Source organism: Halorussus salilacus, from assembly GCF_024138125.1.
Classification (GTDB): domain Archaea; phylum Halobacteriota; class Halobacteria; order Halobacteriales; family Haladaptataceae; genus Halorussus; species Halorussus salilacus.
Window position 1 is genome coordinate 208,890 of the sequence record NZ_CP099993.1, and the last position, 15,632, is coordinate 224,521.

A 15,632-nucleotide genomic window follows, 5' to 3' on the forward strand; every position below is an offset into this window, starting at 1 on the left:
ATTCCCTCCAGCGTCGGCCGCATCCGCAACCTATTTTAGGCCGTCCTAAACTAGTTTAGGGTAGCCTAAATCATGGCCGACGCCCTCGACAGACTCCGGCGACGAATCGACGGCCTCGCGACCCCCGACGGGGACTTCTACGTCGCGTGCGCCGAGACCGACCGCCGCCCCGCCCCCCTCGCCGACCGACGGTTTCCCACGGCCGCGGCGGCCTGCGAGGCCGCCGCGGCCGCTCGCGAGTACCGCGAGGCGCTGCGCGAGTCCGACCCCGGGCTCCCCGAGTACCGACTCGCCGCCTACCAGGCCCGCGCCGACGCCCCGACGCTCGTCTCGACCCGCGAACCCGCGGCGGGGCGGCGCGAGAACGGCCTCCCGCGGTCTTCGCGGTCGGTCACGCTCTCGGGCGACGGCGAGCGCGAGTGGCTACGGATGGACAACGCGCCGCTGGTCCACGTCAGCCACGACGGCGAACCGCTCGACGACGACGCGGTCGCCCGCCAACTCGACGCCAAACTATGACCGGGAAGCTCCGGACCCACGCTGCCGTCGAGCGCGCGGAGGCCGAGCGCGAGCGCGCCGAGCGAAAGCGGGCGGCCTTCGAGGCGTTCGGTCGGCGCGTTCGGTCCCTTTCGGCCGACTGCGGCGGGGGGCCGACGAACCCGTCGGCGTCGGTCGGGGCGTCTCCGGGCGGCGCGTCGTCCGGTAGCCCGTCGCCGGGCGGCCTCCGCTCGGGAAGCCCCGCGCTCGGCGGCGCGCTCGCGGCCGGAGGGGCGGCCGCGAGCGCCGCGTCGGCGAGCGCGGAGTCGGTCCGCGAGGCGTTCGGCGAGACGGTCCTTCCGCTGGCCGACCCCGACTCCCTGCACGAGGCGGTGGCCGACGAGCTGTCGCCCGACATCGCGGCGGCGCTCTCGCCCGCCAGCGGCGGATTCTCGCCGGAGTCGAAGGCCCAGCTGGTCGCGCGGGCCGACGAGCGCGTCGCGGAGTGTCGACTCCTCGCCGACGCGCTCGCGACCGAGCGCGACGCGCTCGGGGCGGTCGGCGACAAACTCGACCGAATCACGGAGTGGGTGTCGGAGGCCGACGAGACGCCGCTCCTCCAGCTCGGGTTCGAGCAGTTGCGCGAGCGCCACGACCGCCTCGAAGCGTTCCGCGAGACGTGCGACGAACTCGCCCGCGAGCGCCAGTCGTCGCTGCGCGAGACGGTCCACGACGACGCGAGCCCCACCGGCATCCGGATGCGCGAGGTCCGACGACTGCTGTACGCCGACTTCTCCGACGACCACCCCGTGCTGGCCGACCTCGCGCGACTCGACTCGGTCCTCGCGGAGTGTCAGCGGTCGGTGCGCCGCCACCTCTGCGCGCGGGTCTGAGGCCGCCCCGAGCGATTCCACGCCGCGCGAAGGTCCGACCTACGCCTCGCGCAACTCCCGGCGGAGCTCCGGAATCAGGTCGAACTCCCGGTTCGTGTCGCCGAGCACGAGCAGGGCGTGGTACCGGACGAACGTCTGGACGGGCACGAGGACGAGCGCGAGCGCGACCAGCACGGCCAACAGGTAGCCGACCAGAAGCGCCACCCCCGCCGCCAGCGCGGCCGGGTTCGAGACGACCCCCGCCGGACCGCCCAGCGCCGGGAACGCCACCACCCCGGCAATCGCGAGCGGGACGAACAGTATCGCGCCGACAACGCTCCCGACCACCGACGACACCAGCCCCGCCGCGAACGCGAGGACGAGCCGGACGAGGGCGTAGACGCCGTACTGTTGCCACTCGCGGGTCAGCGTGGGCCAGAACCGCCGCCACGCCGCGAGCACGCCGAGGTTCCGACCGATCATCACCGGGACGACGAAGTGGGTCGTGAACACGTCTACCGCGGCGACGAGGATTCCGAACAGCGCGAGCAGGGGCACGAACACCGCGAGGAGGCCGAGCGAGACCCGCGGTTCGCCCGTCGCGGCCGACAGCACCGCCAGCACCACCCCGCCCGCGGGGACGACGACCAGCAGGCCGAGGACCAGCCGGAACCCGAACAGTCTGAGCGCGCGTGCGAGGTGCTGGTCGGCGTAGCGTCGAATCCGGGCGCGGCGTCTGCGCAGCGATTCGACGAACACGAACTCCATGACCGACCCGACCAGCGCGTACAGCAGTCCCAGCGTCAGCCCGACGACGACCACCGCGAGGCCGACCGACAGCACCTCCTCCGGGGAGAGCGGCAGGCGGAGTTCGCCGCCGGGACCGCCCGGGCCGCCGGGCGCGGCGGTCGGGCCACCGGTAGAACTCCCCGCGGTCGCCGATGGGCCGCCGCCGGTGCCGCTGAGGAAGAAGACCACGAGCGCGAGTCGGAGCCACTGGCGGGGGTCGACCGGGGTGAGAAGCGTCCTCGTCGCGTCGAGGGCGTCGTCGAGGTCCTCGACCGCGTACCACGTCATGGCTCGACCTACGCGAGCGACCGAGAAAACTGTCGGGGATTAGAGGTCGGGAACACTGTCCGGGTTAGAGGGAACACTGTCGGGGATTGAATACGCCCGAGTGAGAGGTGCGGATATGACCTCTGGAGCAGACGAGCGCGCGGGCGAGACCGGAATCGCCTCGACCGTCGGCGCAATAGCGAACACGCGCCTGTTCGCGTCGCTGTTCGCTGGGTTGCTCGTCGGCAGCGGGTTCTCGCTACTCGGCACGAGCGCGGTCGCGGTCCCGGCCGTCGGGTCGGTGTCCGGGACGCCGGTCGGCGTCGCCGGTATCGTCGTCGGCGTCCTCGTCTACCTCCGGGCGGGCCGATGCGAGAACTGCAACGGGACGTTCGGCCTCGGCCGGGGTTGCGACTGCGACGGCGACTGCGGGGACGGCCGTTCGGTCGACCCCTGAGCGGGACCCCAAAAGACGGGACCCGACAGCGCTCGCACTCCCCCGCGGTCAGACCGACACGGCCTCTCCGAGACCGCCGTCGATGAGTTGGATGAGGACCGTCGCGATGCCGGTTCTGGACGACCAGATGGCGGTCTCGTCGCCGAGTTCGGGGTCGTCGCCCGCCGTCCGGACGCTCAGCAGGATTGTCTCGCCGTCGACCACCACCACCCGACCCACCGGGTCGTCGGCGTGGGGGTGGTCGACCGGGAGGTCCCGGAACGCCACGGGGTCGTCGGCGAACCGCTCGCGGAGTTCGGCATCGGCGTTCACGACCAGCACCTCGACGCCGGACTCGGCGCACTCGCGAAGGGCGTCGGCGACCGACTCGGCGAGCGGGTCGGCGTCCTCGCCGAGCGCGAAGACGACCCGGCGCTCGGCCTCCGCCAGCAGTTGCTCGACCCGGCCGTCGATGCTGGTCCGGCCGTGGACCGTCCAGATGTCCTCTCGTCGCTCGTCGGCGTCGCCGCGCTGTTTGCGGGCGGCTTCGAGGTAGTCGAACGCTTTCTCCTGTGTTCGCTCGAACTCCCCGCGGAGGTGCGACCGCGCGGAGTCGAGGCTGACGGGCCGATACTGGATGGGTTTGGACTGCTGGACCTCGACGAGACCGCGCTCCTGGAGCGACTCGGCCGCGCCGTACACCTGCGACCGCGGCACGTCGGTCGCGCGATGCACGTCGCGGGCGGTGCCGGTGCCGAGTCGCTGGAGCGCCGCGAACACCTTCGCCTCGTAGTTCGACAGCCCCATGTCTTCGAGGGCCTCGATGGCGTCATCGGACTGGGTCCGATTGCTCGTCGGGCTTCGCTCGGCGGTGTCATCGGACTGCGTCCGGTCGTTCGTCGGGCTTCGCTCGGCGGTGTCATCGGACTGCGTCCGATTGCTCGTCGAGCTTCGCTCGACGGTGTCGTCTTCGTCCATCAGTCGTCCTCCCGGCGGTCGGCCGCGGAGTCGTCGACCTGAGTTCCGAACTCCCAGTCGGACTCGGCGTCCGACGACGCTCCGGTCGCCTCGCTCACGGACCCGCCGTCGGACCCCGGGTCCGACGAGGCGTCGCTCGTTTCACTCGCGACGCCACCGTTGGCGACCGCGGGACTCGGGTCGGCCGACTCACTGACCTCGGGTCCGAGGTAGCGCATCCACAGCACCAGCAGGCTCGGCAAGACGAGGACGCTGGCGAGGAACGCGTAGACGATGGTCAGCCCCGTGATGATGCCGAACTGCTGGAGCGCGGGCAGGATGGCGACGGAGAGGACCCCGAACCCGCCGACCGTGGTCGCCGCGCTCCCGAGCAGCGCGCCGCCGGTCCCGGTGACGCTCTTGTCGAGGGCGGCCCACACCGACCCCCGACGGTCGAGTTCGACGTTGAACCGCTCGCTGAGGTGGATGCTGTAGGCGACGCCCAGCCCGACCGTCAGGCTGGTGATCATCCCCGTCAGGACGTTGAACGGCATCCCGAGCAGGTACATCGTCCCGAGAATCCACGAGACGCTGAACGCGACCGGGAGCAGGGTGACCGCCCCGAGCGTGGCGCTCCCGTGGACCAGCCGGTAGGCGACCATCAGGAACGCGAACACCGCGACGAGCGTGATGAGCAGGCTCTGGATGACGGTGTCGAGCAGCTGCTGTTGGACGATTTCGAACACGATGGGCTGACCGGTCGCGGTGGCGACGAGACCGTCGCCCTCGACGACTCCCGCCACGTCGCGCATCTGCTCGGTCACGTCGGCCGACGAGGCCCCGCCGTCGACCGAGACGATCATCCGGACCGCCCGGTACTCGCCGTCCTCGCGGTAGACGACGTTGCCCGCCCGGTCGGGCGCGACCTCGAACAGTTCGTCGTACACCGCCTCGACGTTCTGGTCGGGGACGCCGTCGCCGTCGGTGTCGGCGGCGGTAAACGTCTCGTTGAACGACTCGTTCTCGTCGGCGACCGACTCCATCACCGACAGCGGGCTCTGAATCTGGGGGTCGCCGTTCGAGAGGACGACCACCGCGTCCTTCTCGACCGCGCGGTCCTCGGCTCGCTGGAGGCTATCGAGCGCCGCCGCGCTGGCAACGTCGCCCTCGACGAGTATCTGGGCCTGCGAGTCCTCGCGCACGAAGTTGTCGTTGACGAACTCGAGGTTGGCCTTCGCGGAGTACTCGCCGGGCCGGAACGGTTCGGGCAGGTCGTCGGTCCACCCCGGCGGGTCCTCGGCGAGGAAGTCCTCCTGCTGGAAGCTGGTGTCGACCTGCGTCGCGCCGTACGCGCCGCCAGCCGAGACGACCAGCGTGAGCGCGAGGACCGCGACCGGGGCCTTTCGCGCCGCGACCGAGCCGAGCTTGAGCGCCGACCCGAGCGCGCCGCCGCCTGTCCCGAACGCGCGCTTGCTCCGGTCGAAGCCCCACGATTCGAGCAGGGAGTCGAGTTCGACCTTCAGCGCCGGGACGAGGCCGCCGAACACCAGCAGGGCCGCGAGGATGCCGATTGAGCTCACGATGCCGAAGTCCTGAATCGGCGGCACCGGGCTGATGAGGTTCGACAGGAAGCCGATGACCGTGGTCGCGGTCACCCACGTCAGCGCGACGCCGACGCTGGCGAGCGCGACGCGCATCCCGTCTCTGACGCTCTCTCCGGCGTGTTCTTGGCGCTCCTCGCGGTGGCGCATGAATACGTGGATGGCGTAGTCGATGGAGAGTCCGATGAGCAGGACCGGCACCGCGATGAATATCTGGTTGAAGGTGATGCCGAGCCACCCCATCGCGCCGAACGTCCAGATCAGCACCGCGAAGATGCCGAGGACCCCCAGCAGGATGTCGAGCAGGTCCCGGTAGGCGACGAGCAGGGTCAGGACCACGAACAGCAGTGCGAGCGGTCCGACGATGGCGATGCTGTCGGACATCGACCGGTCGGTCTCCTCGCTGATGATTCCCGCGCCGAACACCATCACCTCGCGGTCGCTCGTCTCCTGTGCGACCCGCTGGATGGCCTGCTGGGACTCCTCGATGTCCGTGGACGCCTGGCCCTCCATGGAGGTCTCGCCCTCCTGAGACTGGAAGACGACGATCATCGTCGCGTTCGCCTCGGTGCTTCCGGGGTCGTAGGAGGTCGGCATGAACGAGAACGCTTGGGACGACGGCCCGTCGCCGTCGTCGCTCAGCACCGTCGTGACCACGTCCTCGACCTCCGAGTCGTTCATCGACCGCAACTGTTCGACCTGCTCGTCGAGGGTCGGCTGGGAGCCGTTCTGCAGGTCCTCCTGGCGCTCCTGCAACCGGTCGCCCCGCTCGCGGAGGTCGGCGAACTCCCCGCGGAGGACGCCGGGCGCGCCCTCGCGGTACACCTCCTCGAATCCGGACTGGACCTCACCGGCCCGCTCGCGGTACGTCGTCTGGTTGATCTCGCCCCGCTCGTAGGAGGCGTTCAGGCCGCCCATCTGCTGTTGGAGCGTCCGGGTCTGGCCGACCAACCGCTCGAACCGGGCGTCCTGCTCGTCGGTCAGGCTGCGGTCGGCCTCCGAGCGAATCGAATCGAAGCGCGATTCGAGTTCGCTCGAACGCTGTCGATACGTCGAGTCGTTGACCTCGCCAGCCTCGTACGACCGGTTGAGTCCGTCGTACTCGCGCTGGACCTCGCGGGTCTCGTCGAGCATGACCGTGAGGTTCTCGACGGTGGCGTTGAGACGCGCCCGGTCGCGTTCGAGTTCCGCGCCGTCCTCGCGGAGTTCGTCGGCGCGCTCCTGCTGGATTGCGGCGGTCGCGACGACGTTCGAGATGCCCGACGACTGGGTGTCGTCGGCCAGCGTCCGGTTTACGGTTGCGTTGTCCCGGAGCGACCGCTGGATTTCGAGCGACTCCACCAGCGCGTCCTTCGAGAGGACGTTGTCCCCCCGGAGTATGAGTTGGACGGTCGTGGTGTTGTCGTCGCCCGACGAGAAGTTCTCCTCGGCGTAATCGAGTTTGTCGGCGGCCGTGCTGTCGCTCTGGAACTGATCGAGCGACGACGACTGCTCGATCATCGGCGCGCCCGCCCCGACCGCGAGGGTCAGGACGAGCAGGACCGCGATGACCACGCGACTGTGCTCGGTGACGACCGCGAAGAGGTCGCTGGCTCTCACCGCGCGACCCTCCGCGTGGGTGTGTCCCTTGACATGCTATCGAGTCTGTTGTTAGAAGACTACTAACAGCAGGCGCATAAAGAATCCGGATTCCGACCGGCGGGCCGTCGGGGCGCGTTCGACGCCGTTCGGCGTCGAACGCGCCCCGGTCGATACTCGCGGTCGGTCGCTTCTCGTGACCAGACTGCTTCGCGCGACCGCGCCACGTCTCGCGACCGGGCCGGGACACTCGCGCCGCGCGGCGCGAGTGTCCCGGGACCGACCCATCCGGGCCCCTCGGCTCGGAGGACCCACCACCGAGAGACTCACGACTGGCGGGCGTCGGTCGGCGAAGAAAAATCGGGTAGCTAACGGGCGTCGGTCGGCGACTTACTCCAGCGCGTCGACCGGGTTCAGGAAGCCAGCGCCGTAGTAGGTCTTGTCGAACTCCTCGACGGTGTCGGCGCTGTTCTTGAGGGCCTGACGCACCTGATTCGCGTTGTACTTGGGGTTCTGTGCCGCGACCAGTGCGGCGGCGCCCGCGACCTGCGGCGCGGCCATCGAGGTCCCGGCGAGCCAGCCGTAGGAGTACGCCGCGCCCAGATACGAACCGTCGTCGTCGAAGACGGGTTCGGCGAGGGTGTTGTACACCAAGTCGTAGTAGTAGCCGGGGACGCCGTCCTCTGCGGCTTCGGGGTCGTAGTTGCCGCCGGGCGCGGCCACGTCGATTTCGTTGGTCCCGTAGTTGGTGTAGACCGAGGGCGTGTACTCGGGGCTTTCGAGGCCCTCGTCGCCCCAGTTGAATCCGATGGGGCCGGTCGCGCTGACCGACAGCACGTTCGCGGCCTCGTTGGGCAGGCTGATGACGTCGCTGTCGTGCTGGAGGTCGGCGGCGTCGTTCCCGGCCGACGCGACTAGCAGGGTGCCCTGACTGTTGGCGTAGGTCGTCGCGCGGTTGAGTACCTTGCCGTAGAAGCTCCCCTGACCCTGTCGGGCCACGGGGTACGCCCCGAGGCTCATGTTCGCGGCGTCACAGCCGATGGACGCGCTGTAGACGATGGCGGCCACGATGTCGGCGAACGACGCCCCTCCGGTCGGGGAGAAAACCCGGCAGTCGACGATCTCGGTGGCGGGCGCGGTCCCGACGACGCCCTCGTCGTTGCGGTCGTCGGCCGCGACGATGCCCGCGACGTGGGTGCCGTGGTAGCCGCCGTACGGACCGCCCGCGCCGTAACCGTCGCCCGTGAAGTCCCGCGAGAGGTCGGTGTTGACCGCGTGTTCGAGGTCGGGGTGGCCCGCCGCGACGCCGGAGTCGACAATCGCCACGCGCGTGTCCTCGCCGCGGGTGACCTCGTGGGCCTCCGGGACGTTCTGGACCTGCTTGTCCCACTGGATTCCGTACCCGGGCTCGTCGGTCGCGTCCTCCTCGGCCGTGACGGGCGCGTCCTCGCCGACCGGCAGGTCGAGCGAGTAGACGCTGTCGGCGGCGTACGCCGAGCCGAGCGACTCGACGTCGGATTCTTCCCCGCTGACGACCAGCAGGTCGATCTCGCTCACGTCGTGGACGACTTCGAGTCCCGCCGACTCGGCCTCGGACGCCGAGACCTTCTTCGCGTCCACGAGGAACCGCTCGCTGGACGCCGCGGCAGTGACCGTACTGCCGAGCGCGATTCCGCCGAGTGCTGTGCCGCTCACCTTCAGAAACGACCGTCGTGAATAACCGGCCATAAGAAATTTACACTACTTCTTCGGTTATAATACCTTTGGTATAGGTTTACATTACCAAGAACTCGGGGGAACCTACCGGGAGTTTCCGGCACCGACCGAACGTCGCGAGAGCCGACGGCTCCGGTACCCGCGAGTCGTTCGTAGCGATTCCGGGGTACCCACCACTCATTTGTATCGGGTCTGAGTATAGTCAGGTGATGAACTCGCTCGAAGTCCTCGCCCGTATAGTCGCGGGTGTGTTCCTGATACTGGCGAACGGCTTTTTCGTCGCCATCGAGTTCGCGTTGACCCGGGCCCGACAGTACACCGAGGAGGAGTTCGTCGGCGACAACCCCGGGCTCCAGCGCGCGTGGGAGATGACCCAGAACCTCGAGATATACCTCACCACCTGTCAGGTCGGCATCACGGCGTCGAGCATCGCGGTCGGTATCGTCGCCGAACCCGCGCTGGCGGCCGTCTTCGAACCCCTGTTCGCGAACACCGCGCTGGCCGGTATCGGGACGGGCGCGGTCATCGCGTTTCTCATCATCAACCTCGTCCACCTGACCCACGGCGAGCAGACCCCGACGTACCTCGGGGTCGAGCGCTCCCGGATGGTGTGTCGGTACGGCGCGACCCCGCTGTACTGGTTCAACTGGCTCATCTCGCCGCTCATCACGCTCGGCGACGGCGTCGCGAAGTGGACGCTCAGGCTGTTCGGCATCGAGATGACCGGGGCGTGGCTCGAAACCGAGGAGGACGTCATCGAGTCGCGGGCCGACCTCCGCACCGAACTCGGGTCGGTGCTCGAACGCGGCGACCTGCCCGAGGACCGCCGCGACGAGGTGATGAACGCGTTCCGAATCGGCGACCAGTCGGTGCGCGAGACGATGGTCCCGCCCGACGAGATCGTCGCGCTCTCGACCGAGGTCGACTCCGAGGAGAACTTCCGGCGGATGGAAGAGCGCCCCCAGACCCGGTATCCGCTGGTGGGCGAGGAACTGACCGACTTCCGGGGTATCGTCTACGTTCCCGTCTTCATGCGCCATCGCGAGGAACTGGCGTCCGGCGACATCGACTTCGCGGAACTCGCCGCGCCGCCGATGACGCTCTCGCCCGACACCGACGTGAGCGACGCGATAGACCAGTTCCAGACCGAAAATCAGGAACTCGCGCTCGTGGTCGAGGACGGCGCGGTCGTGGGGCTGGTGACCGTGACCGACCTGCTGGAGTCGGTCACGGGCGAGATCGAGGACCCGCTCGACAGGGAACAGGCCGCCGCGTCCGAGGACTGAACCCGGTCGCTCGTCTGCTACCCTTGCGCGACGACCGAGCTATCCCCGAACGGTTCCGACCGACAGGTCCGCGAGCGTCCCCTCGACCGAGTAGGCGGGCGTCTCGACCTCGACCGTGGAGTCGGGACCCACGTCGTGGAACGTGAGGTGGAGTTCGTAGGTGCCGTCGTCGGTGATGCCGGTGGCCTCGGTCTGGCCCGTCGGGTCGTGGTAGGCCCAGGCGTCGTCGCGGGCGTAGTTCGGGTCGGTCTCGCCGCGGATGACCCAGCTCTCGGGTCGCTCGTCGATGTCCTCGCCCTGCATCGGGTAGTCCCGGTCGTGCCACTCCCAGAAGCCCTCGTCGATGATGTACACCTCCTCGTAGCCAGCGTCGATGAGCCTCGCCGCGCGGATGCCCGAGAGGTGGTGGGGACACCCGCAGTAGGCGACGATGCGGTCGTCCTTCGGCCAGTCCGTCACGGCGTCGGCGTCGTCGGACAGCGCCGACTCTTCGGCGGGACTCAGTACCGCGCCGTCGACTCGCGACGCCTTGTACTGCTTCTCGCCGCGGGCGTCGGCGAACCGCGCCTCCCGCCGCGCGTGCCAGTACTTGGCGACGTCCACCGGGACCAACGGTACCTCGACGCCCTTCTGCGTGGTGGTGCTGAACGAAGAGGTGTCGACGTCCCGCTCGTCCGGCACGTCGTCGTACTCCGGCGGGTAACCGTCGAGGTCCCCGTCCGAGGGGGTGACGGGTAGCTCGTCTCCTCCGCCACCGCCGAGGCAACCGGCGACCGCGGTGAGAGAAGCCGCTCCGGTCGCCAAGAACGTTCGTCGTTTCATGTGCGTGGCCTTAGCGCCCGACGAGCTATTAATTTTATTATCCTGTAATCTGTAGACAGAACTGGAAAATCAGCACCACAACGTCCTGAAATTATTCGACGGAGACCGCGACGTCGCAACGGTCCCGGAACCGCGAGTAGGTCTCGTCGGTGACCGCCTCGCGCACGACGCAGTACGCGCCGCAGGCGTCCTTGGCCCGCACGTTCGAGACCACGGAGTCGACGAGTCGGTAGACCCGGTCCTCGCGACCGTACATCAGGAGGACGTTGAGGCTGTCGAAGACGACCCAGCCGCCGCGCATGACGTACCGCAACGCCGTCGAGAGTCGGATGCTGATGCCGGTCAGGTCGCTGGGGTCGACCGAGTCGGCGGTCCACAGCGGTCCGTCGTACTCGACCTGCGAGCCCGTGACCGGAATCACGCCGACCTTCTCGGGGTCGCCGCCGCGGCGCTCGACCAGCGACTCGACCTTGGCGGGCGACGCCTTCGCCGACACCACCAGCAGGTTCTCGAACGCCTCGTCGGGCAGGTGTGCCAGCGGCGACCCCATCGACGGCACCGAGACCAGCGCCTGCTCGCCGGGCGACAGCGAGAAGTCTGAGGCGTCAGTCGTCCCCGGCACTCTCGAACCCTCCGGACGCGCGTTCGACCGTCTCGGTGTCGAGTTCCGGGTCCTCGAACCGGACGAACGGGCGGGCGAACTGCCAGATTCCGGCCGCCGCCAGCAGTGCCGAGGCGAGGTCGAACGCCGCGGAGGCGACCGACAGCTCCAACACGATTCCCGCGACGTACGACACGGTTATCGCCAGCAACGCCCCCGAGAGAAACAGGAGCCCGCGCGTGTGTGCGACGTTGTGTGCGTAGGCGACGACCGGGTAGACGAGCAGTGCGCTGGCGATGACGAGCGTGGCGGTCTGGGCGATGAACGCGAAGGTCACGAGGTCCATCAGAGTTTCCTCCGTTCGGTGAGCAGGACGAGGACGTGGGCGGCCGAGACGAGGACGGCCCCGGTCGCCACCGTCGAGGTGACGATCTGGTACGCGGGCGGAACCGAGACGTCGAGCGCCCACGCCGAGTTCAGCGCGATGTACGCCACGAGCACCACCGGGAGCGGGCGCAGAACCGCACCGAAGGGAGCGCCGCGGAATCCGCGGATGGCGACGAGCGAGAGCGGGAGCGTCGCCGCGAGGACGAGGACGGTCGCGAGCGACAGTATCCGTTCGACCACCATTTCCTCGGCGTTTCCGCTCACGGGATTTATACTCTGGCGAACGGGCAATCGAAGCGAGGCAAACCGGGAGTCGGCCCGCGGGAGCCGGTACTCCCCCGCAGGGCCGGGAGAGCGCCCCGACGCTCAGCCGTCCCACTCGTCGGCCAGCACGCCGTAGTAGCACACGTCGACGTACTCGCCGCCGGTGAACGCCTCGTCGCGGTGGACGCCCTCGCGCTCGAAGCCGATTTTCTCCAAGATGCGCCGTGACGCGTCGTTGTGCGCGAAGACCCGGGCACCCACCCGATGCATCCGGAGTTCGTCGAAGGCGTAGCCGGTCAGGAGCCGCGACGCCTCGGTTCCGTACCCCCTGCCGTGGTGGTCGGGCGCGACCCAGAGACCGATCTCGCAGTTGCCCGCCCGCTGGTCGATGGGACTCAGACTGACGTTGCCGACCGTCTCGCCGTCCGAACAGATCATCAGGCTCACGGTCTCGTCGCTCGAAATCCGCTCCTCGAAGTACTCCCGCTCCTGGTGGCGGTTGAGCGGCCTGTTGGTCATCAGCCGCGCTCGGACCTCGGGGTCGTTGAGCGTGTCGCGGAGGAACTCCACGTCTGATTCCTCGACGGTTCGGAGCGTCACGCCGTCGCCCCGAAGGAAGACTGCACCGGGCATACGCCACCGGTCTCTCCCGACCGAATTAATTCTTTCCCCGGTTCCGGACCGAGTCGCACACCGGAGGCCGACCGTCGAGTGCACTCGACGGTCGGCCCGGACGCTCGCGCCGCGAGCGTCCGGGCCTATCGAGGACCGAGACGCGGGTGGCGACTCACACCGAGACGCGGGTGGCGACTCACACCGACTCGTCGGCGGCGACCCGCTGGGCCGCCGAGGTGACCCGTCGGAACTCCCGTTCTTCGGCCTCCCACTGCTCGACCAGTCGGCGACCGAGTTCGCGGAACTCCGCCATCGGGCGCTCGTCGTGCTCGCCGACGGTCAGGTCGTAGGCCTCCTCGCCGTCCTCGGTCGAGACGTACTTGTACCGCTGGCCCCGGAGCGCCTTCCGCTCGGAGTTCTTCGTGCGGACGAGCGGCTTCGTGAACTCGGCGAGGTCCACGTCGTCCTCGGTCGCCAGTCGGGGCAGGAGTTCGGGAAGCGACCGCAGGGAGAACGGCTCCTCGACGGTTCCGGAGGGGCCGTTACCGACGACGAGGGGGACGTGGACGTGCTCGTCGTACACGTCGCCGTGGCTGTACATGGTGTGCTCGCCGAACTCCTCGCCGTGGTCGGCGGTGACCACGAACAGCGGGTCGTCCTCCGCGAGGTCCGACCGCAGTCGGTCGAGGAACGCGTCGGTCGACCGGATGGCGTCGTCGTACGCCCGGAGCAAGCGGTCGCGGAGGAAGTCCGGGAACGCGTCGTTCTTGAGGTAGAGCCAGAGGTTCGCGGGGAACATCGCGTACTTCGACTGGGTCCGGTACTCCTCGGTCGGGAGGTACGGCATGTGAACGTCGACGAGGAAGATCCACAGGAAGTACGGTTCGTCGCCCCGCGCCCGCTCGACGATGTCGTCGTAGAAGGAGGTCCACGACTGGAACATGTTCTGCTCCTGAACCCAGTTCAAGGTGTGTCGGACCGCGTTCGCCGTGAGCGAGTCGCCCTCGGTGACCTTCTGCTCGATGAGACCGCTCGACCGGTCCTCGTCCATGAAGTCCTCGAAGCGGTCGAAGCCGTCGTCGAACGCGGTGTACCGCGAGGTCCACGGGTTCGCGGTGAACCCGACGGTCCGGTAGCCCCGCTCGGAGAAGCGCTCGGCGACGTTCCGGCGCGCCCGCATGTGCCTGCGCATCTTCTCGTAGGAGACCGCGGTGGACGACGACCGGATGTCGCGCTCGGCGGGGAACTGGCCGGTGAAGATGGCGGGCATCGCGTCGAGCGTGCTCGGGCCGGGCGTGACCGCGTTCTCGAACACCAGTCCGTCCTCGGCCATCCGGTCGAGCGTCGGAGTGGTGTCCTCCTCGTACCCCATGAACCCGCAGTGGTCGGCCCGGAGGCTGTCGACGGTCACCATCACGACGTTACGATTCTCGGAGTCGGGGTTCTCGGGGGCGCTGTCACCGCTCATCGCATCACCTCGCATGCGCGCGAGCGCCGACGGAACGGCGGTCGATTCGACGAGGCCCGGACTCGGTTTCGGTGATAAGGTGTCACGGTTGGCGGCGCTACTCCGCCGTCGTCCTTTGTTATGGACGCTCTGTCGGCGCGTACGGGGCGTCTACGCCGTCATCCGAGTCCGACTTCGCCCCGCCGACCTCGTGCCGCCGAATCCGACTCCGCGCGCGGAGTCGGATTCCGCCCGCGACGCCCGAACCGCGGGCCCAAGCGCGTTCAAACCGCGGGCCCAAGCGCGCTCGAACCGCGGAGCGACGCGACCGCGAAGGCCGGTCGTACTCGCGGTCAGGCCGCGTATAACAAAGGCCGTCGTGGGGCAACTGGGGACCATGAGCGGGACCGAAGAAGCGACCGCCGTCCGCCAGACCAGCGACGTAACCCTCCCCGACCACCTCGTCTCGCGAGTCGCCGACCGACTCCCGTACACCGAGTTCGACTCCCCCGACGAGTACGTGGCGTTCGTCCTTGAGGAGGTGCTCTACCACGTCGAGGAGGACACCGACGAGGAGGCGTTCGACACCGACGAGCAGGCCGAGGTCGAGGAGCGCCTCGAATCGCTCGGCTACCTCGGCGAGTGAGCGCGCGAAGTCGGGGCGCAGGGGCCGGTCGTCGCGGGTCGAGTCGACTCCTCGCGGGTCGGGTCGGTCGGCGACCGACCCGACCCGCGACGAACTATTCTTCCGAGACAGGTCCGAGCAGTCAGGTCAGAACTGTAGATACGAGAACTGGGCGTACGAACTCGGTTCGGTCGTCCGGTCGCCACACGCCTCGCACTCGAAGGTCTCTTCGAGGTACACCTCGTCGGGGCCTTGGCCGTCCGACTCGCGGCGAATCTGCCGGGCGCGGGTTCGTCGCCGGGCGAAGGCGGTCTCGCACGACGAGCACGACGAGCGCGCGCGAACGACGAAGTAGCCCCCGCCGAACGCGAGCAGGAAGAGTCCGATTGCGAGCGTCCGAACCGACCCGCCGAGCGGGCCGAGCGAACCACCGGTGCGAGCGAAATGGCCGAGAAGGAGAACCGCGCCGCCGAGGAGTCCGGTTCCGCCGAACGCCGCGGTTCGATACCCGGTCGGCGTCAGCCCGTGAAGGCGACCGTAGAACGAGACCGAGATGGCCTGTGTCGATACCTCGTCTGGGCGCGCGAAACCGCCTCCTCGCCGCACGTCTGTCGAGTAACGGGACCCCGACGCACGTTCGGCCCCTACCTGTCTCCTCCCGGACCTGTCTGACATTAGCAACCGTTTACCACACTACTGACTTATATTTTTCCAGAGCATTTCCAGCGCATCTCATGTCGCAGGGCGAGCGACCAGAATCCCGCTTCGCTCCCACGAGGTGTTGCTGAAACCATGCCCGACTTCGGGGCTCACCCCACCGTACCCACCGGTCGCATCGTCACGTCGGGCTCGATTCGCCGAACCTCCATCTTCCCGTACATTTATCAGAGTG

16 protein-coding genes are annotated in these 15,632 nt (G+C 68.6%); 5 read left to right on the forward strand and 11 right to left on the reverse strand.

Features of this window, described 5'->3' with window-relative positions; translation table 11 throughout:
- Positions 1-72: 72 nt before the first annotated feature.
- On the forward strand, positions 73-519 hold the full coding sequence (locus tag NGM10_RS01135; protein WP_253480919.1) for a DUF7552 domain-containing protein: 447 nt from the start codon (positions 73-75) through the stop codon (positions 517-519).
- The gene (locus NGM10_RS01140; protein ID WP_253480921.1) at positions 516-1,370 is read left to right on the forward strand and encodes a DUF7260 family protein; all 855 of its coding nucleotides are present in this window, start codon (positions 516-518) and stop codon (positions 1,368-1,370) included. The genes NGM10_RS01135 and NGM10_RS01140 overlap by 4 nt, the downstream gene beginning before the upstream one ends.
- Before the next feature lie 39 nt (positions 1,371-1,409).
- Here the strand turns inward: NGM10_RS01140 and NGM10_RS18225 are convergent, their stop codons facing one another.
- Positions 1,410-2,426, reverse strand: coding sequence for a DUF7544 domain-containing protein (locus NGM10_RS18225; protein ID WP_303656402.1), 1,017 nt, complete (start codon positions 2,424-2,426; stop codon positions 1,410-1,412).
- Positions 2,427-2,541: 115 nt separating this feature from the next.
- Between NGM10_RS18225 and NGM10_RS01150 the strand changes: the two genes are divergently transcribed.
- On the forward strand, positions 2,542-2,862 hold the full coding sequence (locus NGM10_RS01150) for a hypothetical protein (protein WP_253480924.1): 321 nt from the start codon (positions 2,542-2,544) through the stop codon (positions 2,860-2,862).
- 48 nt (positions 2,863-2,910) lie between these two features.
- Here the strand turns inward: NGM10_RS01150 and NGM10_RS01155 are convergent, their stop codons facing one another.
- The 3 genes from NGM10_RS01155 to NGM10_RS01165 form a co-directional block, all read right to left on the reverse strand.
- Positions 2,911-3,819, reverse strand: coding sequence for a TrmB family transcriptional regulator (locus tag NGM10_RS01155; RefSeq protein ID WP_253480927.1), 909 nt, complete (start codon positions 3,817-3,819; stop codon positions 2,911-2,913).
- The gene (locus NGM10_RS01160) at positions 3,819-6,998 is read right to left on the reverse strand and encodes an MMPL family transporter (protein WP_253480930.1); all 3,180 of its coding nucleotides are present in this window, start codon (positions 6,996-6,998) and stop codon (positions 3,819-3,821) included. The genes NGM10_RS01155 and NGM10_RS01160 overlap by 1 nt, the downstream gene beginning before the upstream one ends.
- A gap of 369 nt (positions 6,999-7,367) precedes the next feature.
- Positions 7,368-8,672 carry a S8 family serine peptidase gene (locus NGM10_RS01165; protein ID WP_253480932.1) on the reverse strand — a complete coding sequence of 435 codons (1,305 nt, stop codon included), beginning with the start codon at positions 8,670-8,672 and terminating at the stop codon, positions 7,368-7,370.
- 230 nt (positions 8,673-8,902) lie between these two features.
- Here NGM10_RS01165 and NGM10_RS01170 point away from each other — a divergent pair, with 230 nt between their 5' ends.
- Complete coding sequence (locus tag NGM10_RS01170; RefSeq protein WP_253480934.1) at positions 8,903-9,979, forward strand: hemolysin family protein; 1,077 nt, start codon at positions 8,903-8,905, stop codon at positions 9,977-9,979.
- Between the two features lie 39 nt (positions 9,980-10,018).
- On the opposite strand, the gene NGM10_RS01175 is transcribed toward NGM10_RS01170, so the two are convergent.
- From NGM10_RS01175 to NGM10_RS01200, 6 genes are all read right to left on the reverse strand, one after another.
- On the reverse strand, positions 10,019-10,801 hold the full coding sequence (locus NGM10_RS01175; protein WP_253480937.1) for a rhodanese-like domain-containing protein: 783 nt from the start codon (positions 10,799-10,801) through the stop codon (positions 10,019-10,021).
- A gap of 91 nt (positions 10,802-10,892) precedes the next feature.
- Positions 10,893-11,423, reverse strand: coding sequence for a DUF7504 family protein (locus NGM10_RS01180; protein WP_253480940.1), 531 nt, complete (start codon positions 11,421-11,423; stop codon positions 10,893-10,895).
- On the reverse strand, positions 11,407-11,748 hold the full coding sequence (locus NGM10_RS01185; RefSeq protein WP_253480942.1) for a hypothetical protein: 342 nt from the start codon (positions 11,746-11,748) through the stop codon (positions 11,407-11,409). The genes NGM10_RS01180 and NGM10_RS01185 overlap by 17 nt, the downstream gene beginning before the upstream one ends.
- Positions 11,748-12,032 carry a hypothetical protein gene (locus NGM10_RS01190; RefSeq protein WP_253480943.1) on the reverse strand — a complete coding sequence of 95 codons (285 nt, stop codon included), beginning with the start codon at positions 12,030-12,032 and terminating at the stop codon, positions 11,748-11,750. The genes NGM10_RS01185 and NGM10_RS01190 overlap by 1 nt, the downstream gene beginning before the upstream one ends.
- Positions 12,033-12,155: 123 nt before the next feature.
- Positions 12,156-12,686, reverse strand: coding sequence for a GNAT family N-acetyltransferase (locus NGM10_RS01195; protein WP_253480944.1), 531 nt, complete (start codon positions 12,684-12,686; stop codon positions 12,156-12,158).
- 178 nt (positions 12,687-12,864) lie between these two features.
- Positions 12,865-14,136: a sulfatase gene (locus tag NGM10_RS01200; RefSeq protein ID WP_253480945.1), complete on the reverse strand. Its 1,272-nt coding sequence runs from the start codon at positions 14,134-14,136 to the stop codon at positions 12,865-12,867.
- A 376-nt stretch (positions 14,137-14,512) separates the two neighbouring features.
- Between NGM10_RS01200 and NGM10_RS01205 the strand changes: the two genes are divergently transcribed.
- Entirely contained in the window at positions 14,513-14,761 is a 249-nt protein-coding gene (locus tag NGM10_RS01205; RefSeq protein WP_253480946.1) for a hypothetical protein, read from the forward strand.
- Positions 14,762-14,887: 126 nt separating this feature from the next.
- On the opposite strand, the gene NGM10_RS01210 is transcribed toward NGM10_RS01205, so the two are convergent.
- Positions 14,888-15,415 (reverse strand): hypothetical protein, encoded by a 528-nt coding sequence (locus NGM10_RS01210; protein WP_253480947.1) that lies wholly within the window; start codon positions 15,413-15,415, stop codon positions 14,888-14,890.
- Between the last annotated feature and the right edge of the window lie 217 nt (positions 15,416-15,632).

Coding starts and splice junctions, on each gene's coding strand:
- NGM10_RS01155 (WP_253480927.1), bottom strand. CDS start 3,819: ATGGACGAAGACGACACCGTCGAGCGAAGCTCGACGAGCAATCGGACG.
- NGM10_RS01135 (WP_253480919.1), top strand. CDS start 73: ATGGCCGACGCCCTCGACAGACTCCGGCGACGAATCGACGGCCTCGCG.
- NGM10_RS18225 (WP_303656402.1), bottom strand. CDS start 2,426: ATGACGTGGTACGCGGTCGAGGACCTCGACGACGCCCTCGACGCGACG.
- NGM10_RS01195 (WP_253480944.1), bottom strand. CDS start 12,686: ATGCCCGGTGCAGTCTTCCTTCGGGGCGACGGCGTGACGCTCCGAACC.
- NGM10_RS01185 (WP_253480942.1), bottom strand. CDS start 11,748: ATGGACCTCGTGACCTTCGCGTTCATCGCCCAGACCGCCACGCTCGTC.
- NGM10_RS01140 (WP_253480921.1), top strand. CDS start 516: ATGACCGGGAAGCTCCGGACCCACGCTGCCGTCGAGCGCGCGGAGGCC.
- NGM10_RS01190 (WP_253480943.1), bottom strand. CDS start 12,032: ATGGTGGTCGAACGGATACTGTCGCTCGCGACCGTCCTCGTCCTCGCG.
- NGM10_RS01175 (WP_253480937.1), bottom strand. CDS start 10,801: ATGAAACGACGAACGTTCTTGGCGACCGGAGCGGCTTCTCTCACCGCG.
- NGM10_RS01210 (WP_253480947.1), bottom strand. CDS start 15,415: ATGTCAGACAGGTCCGGGAGGAGACAGGTAGGGGCCGAACGTGCGTCG.
- NGM10_RS01200 (WP_253480945.1), bottom strand. CDS start 14,136: ATGAGCGGTGACAGCGCCCCCGAGAACCCCGACTCCGAGAATCGTAAC.
- NGM10_RS01150 (WP_253480924.1), top strand. CDS start 2,542: ATGACCTCTGGAGCAGACGAGCGCGCGGGCGAGACCGGAATCGCCTCG.
- NGM10_RS01205 (WP_253480946.1), top strand. CDS start 14,513: ATGAGCGGGACCGAAGAAGCGACCGCCGTCCGCCAGACCAGCGACGTA.
- NGM10_RS01170 (WP_253480934.1), top strand. CDS start 8,903: ATGAACTCGCTCGAAGTCCTCGCCCGTATAGTCGCGGGTGTGTTCCTG.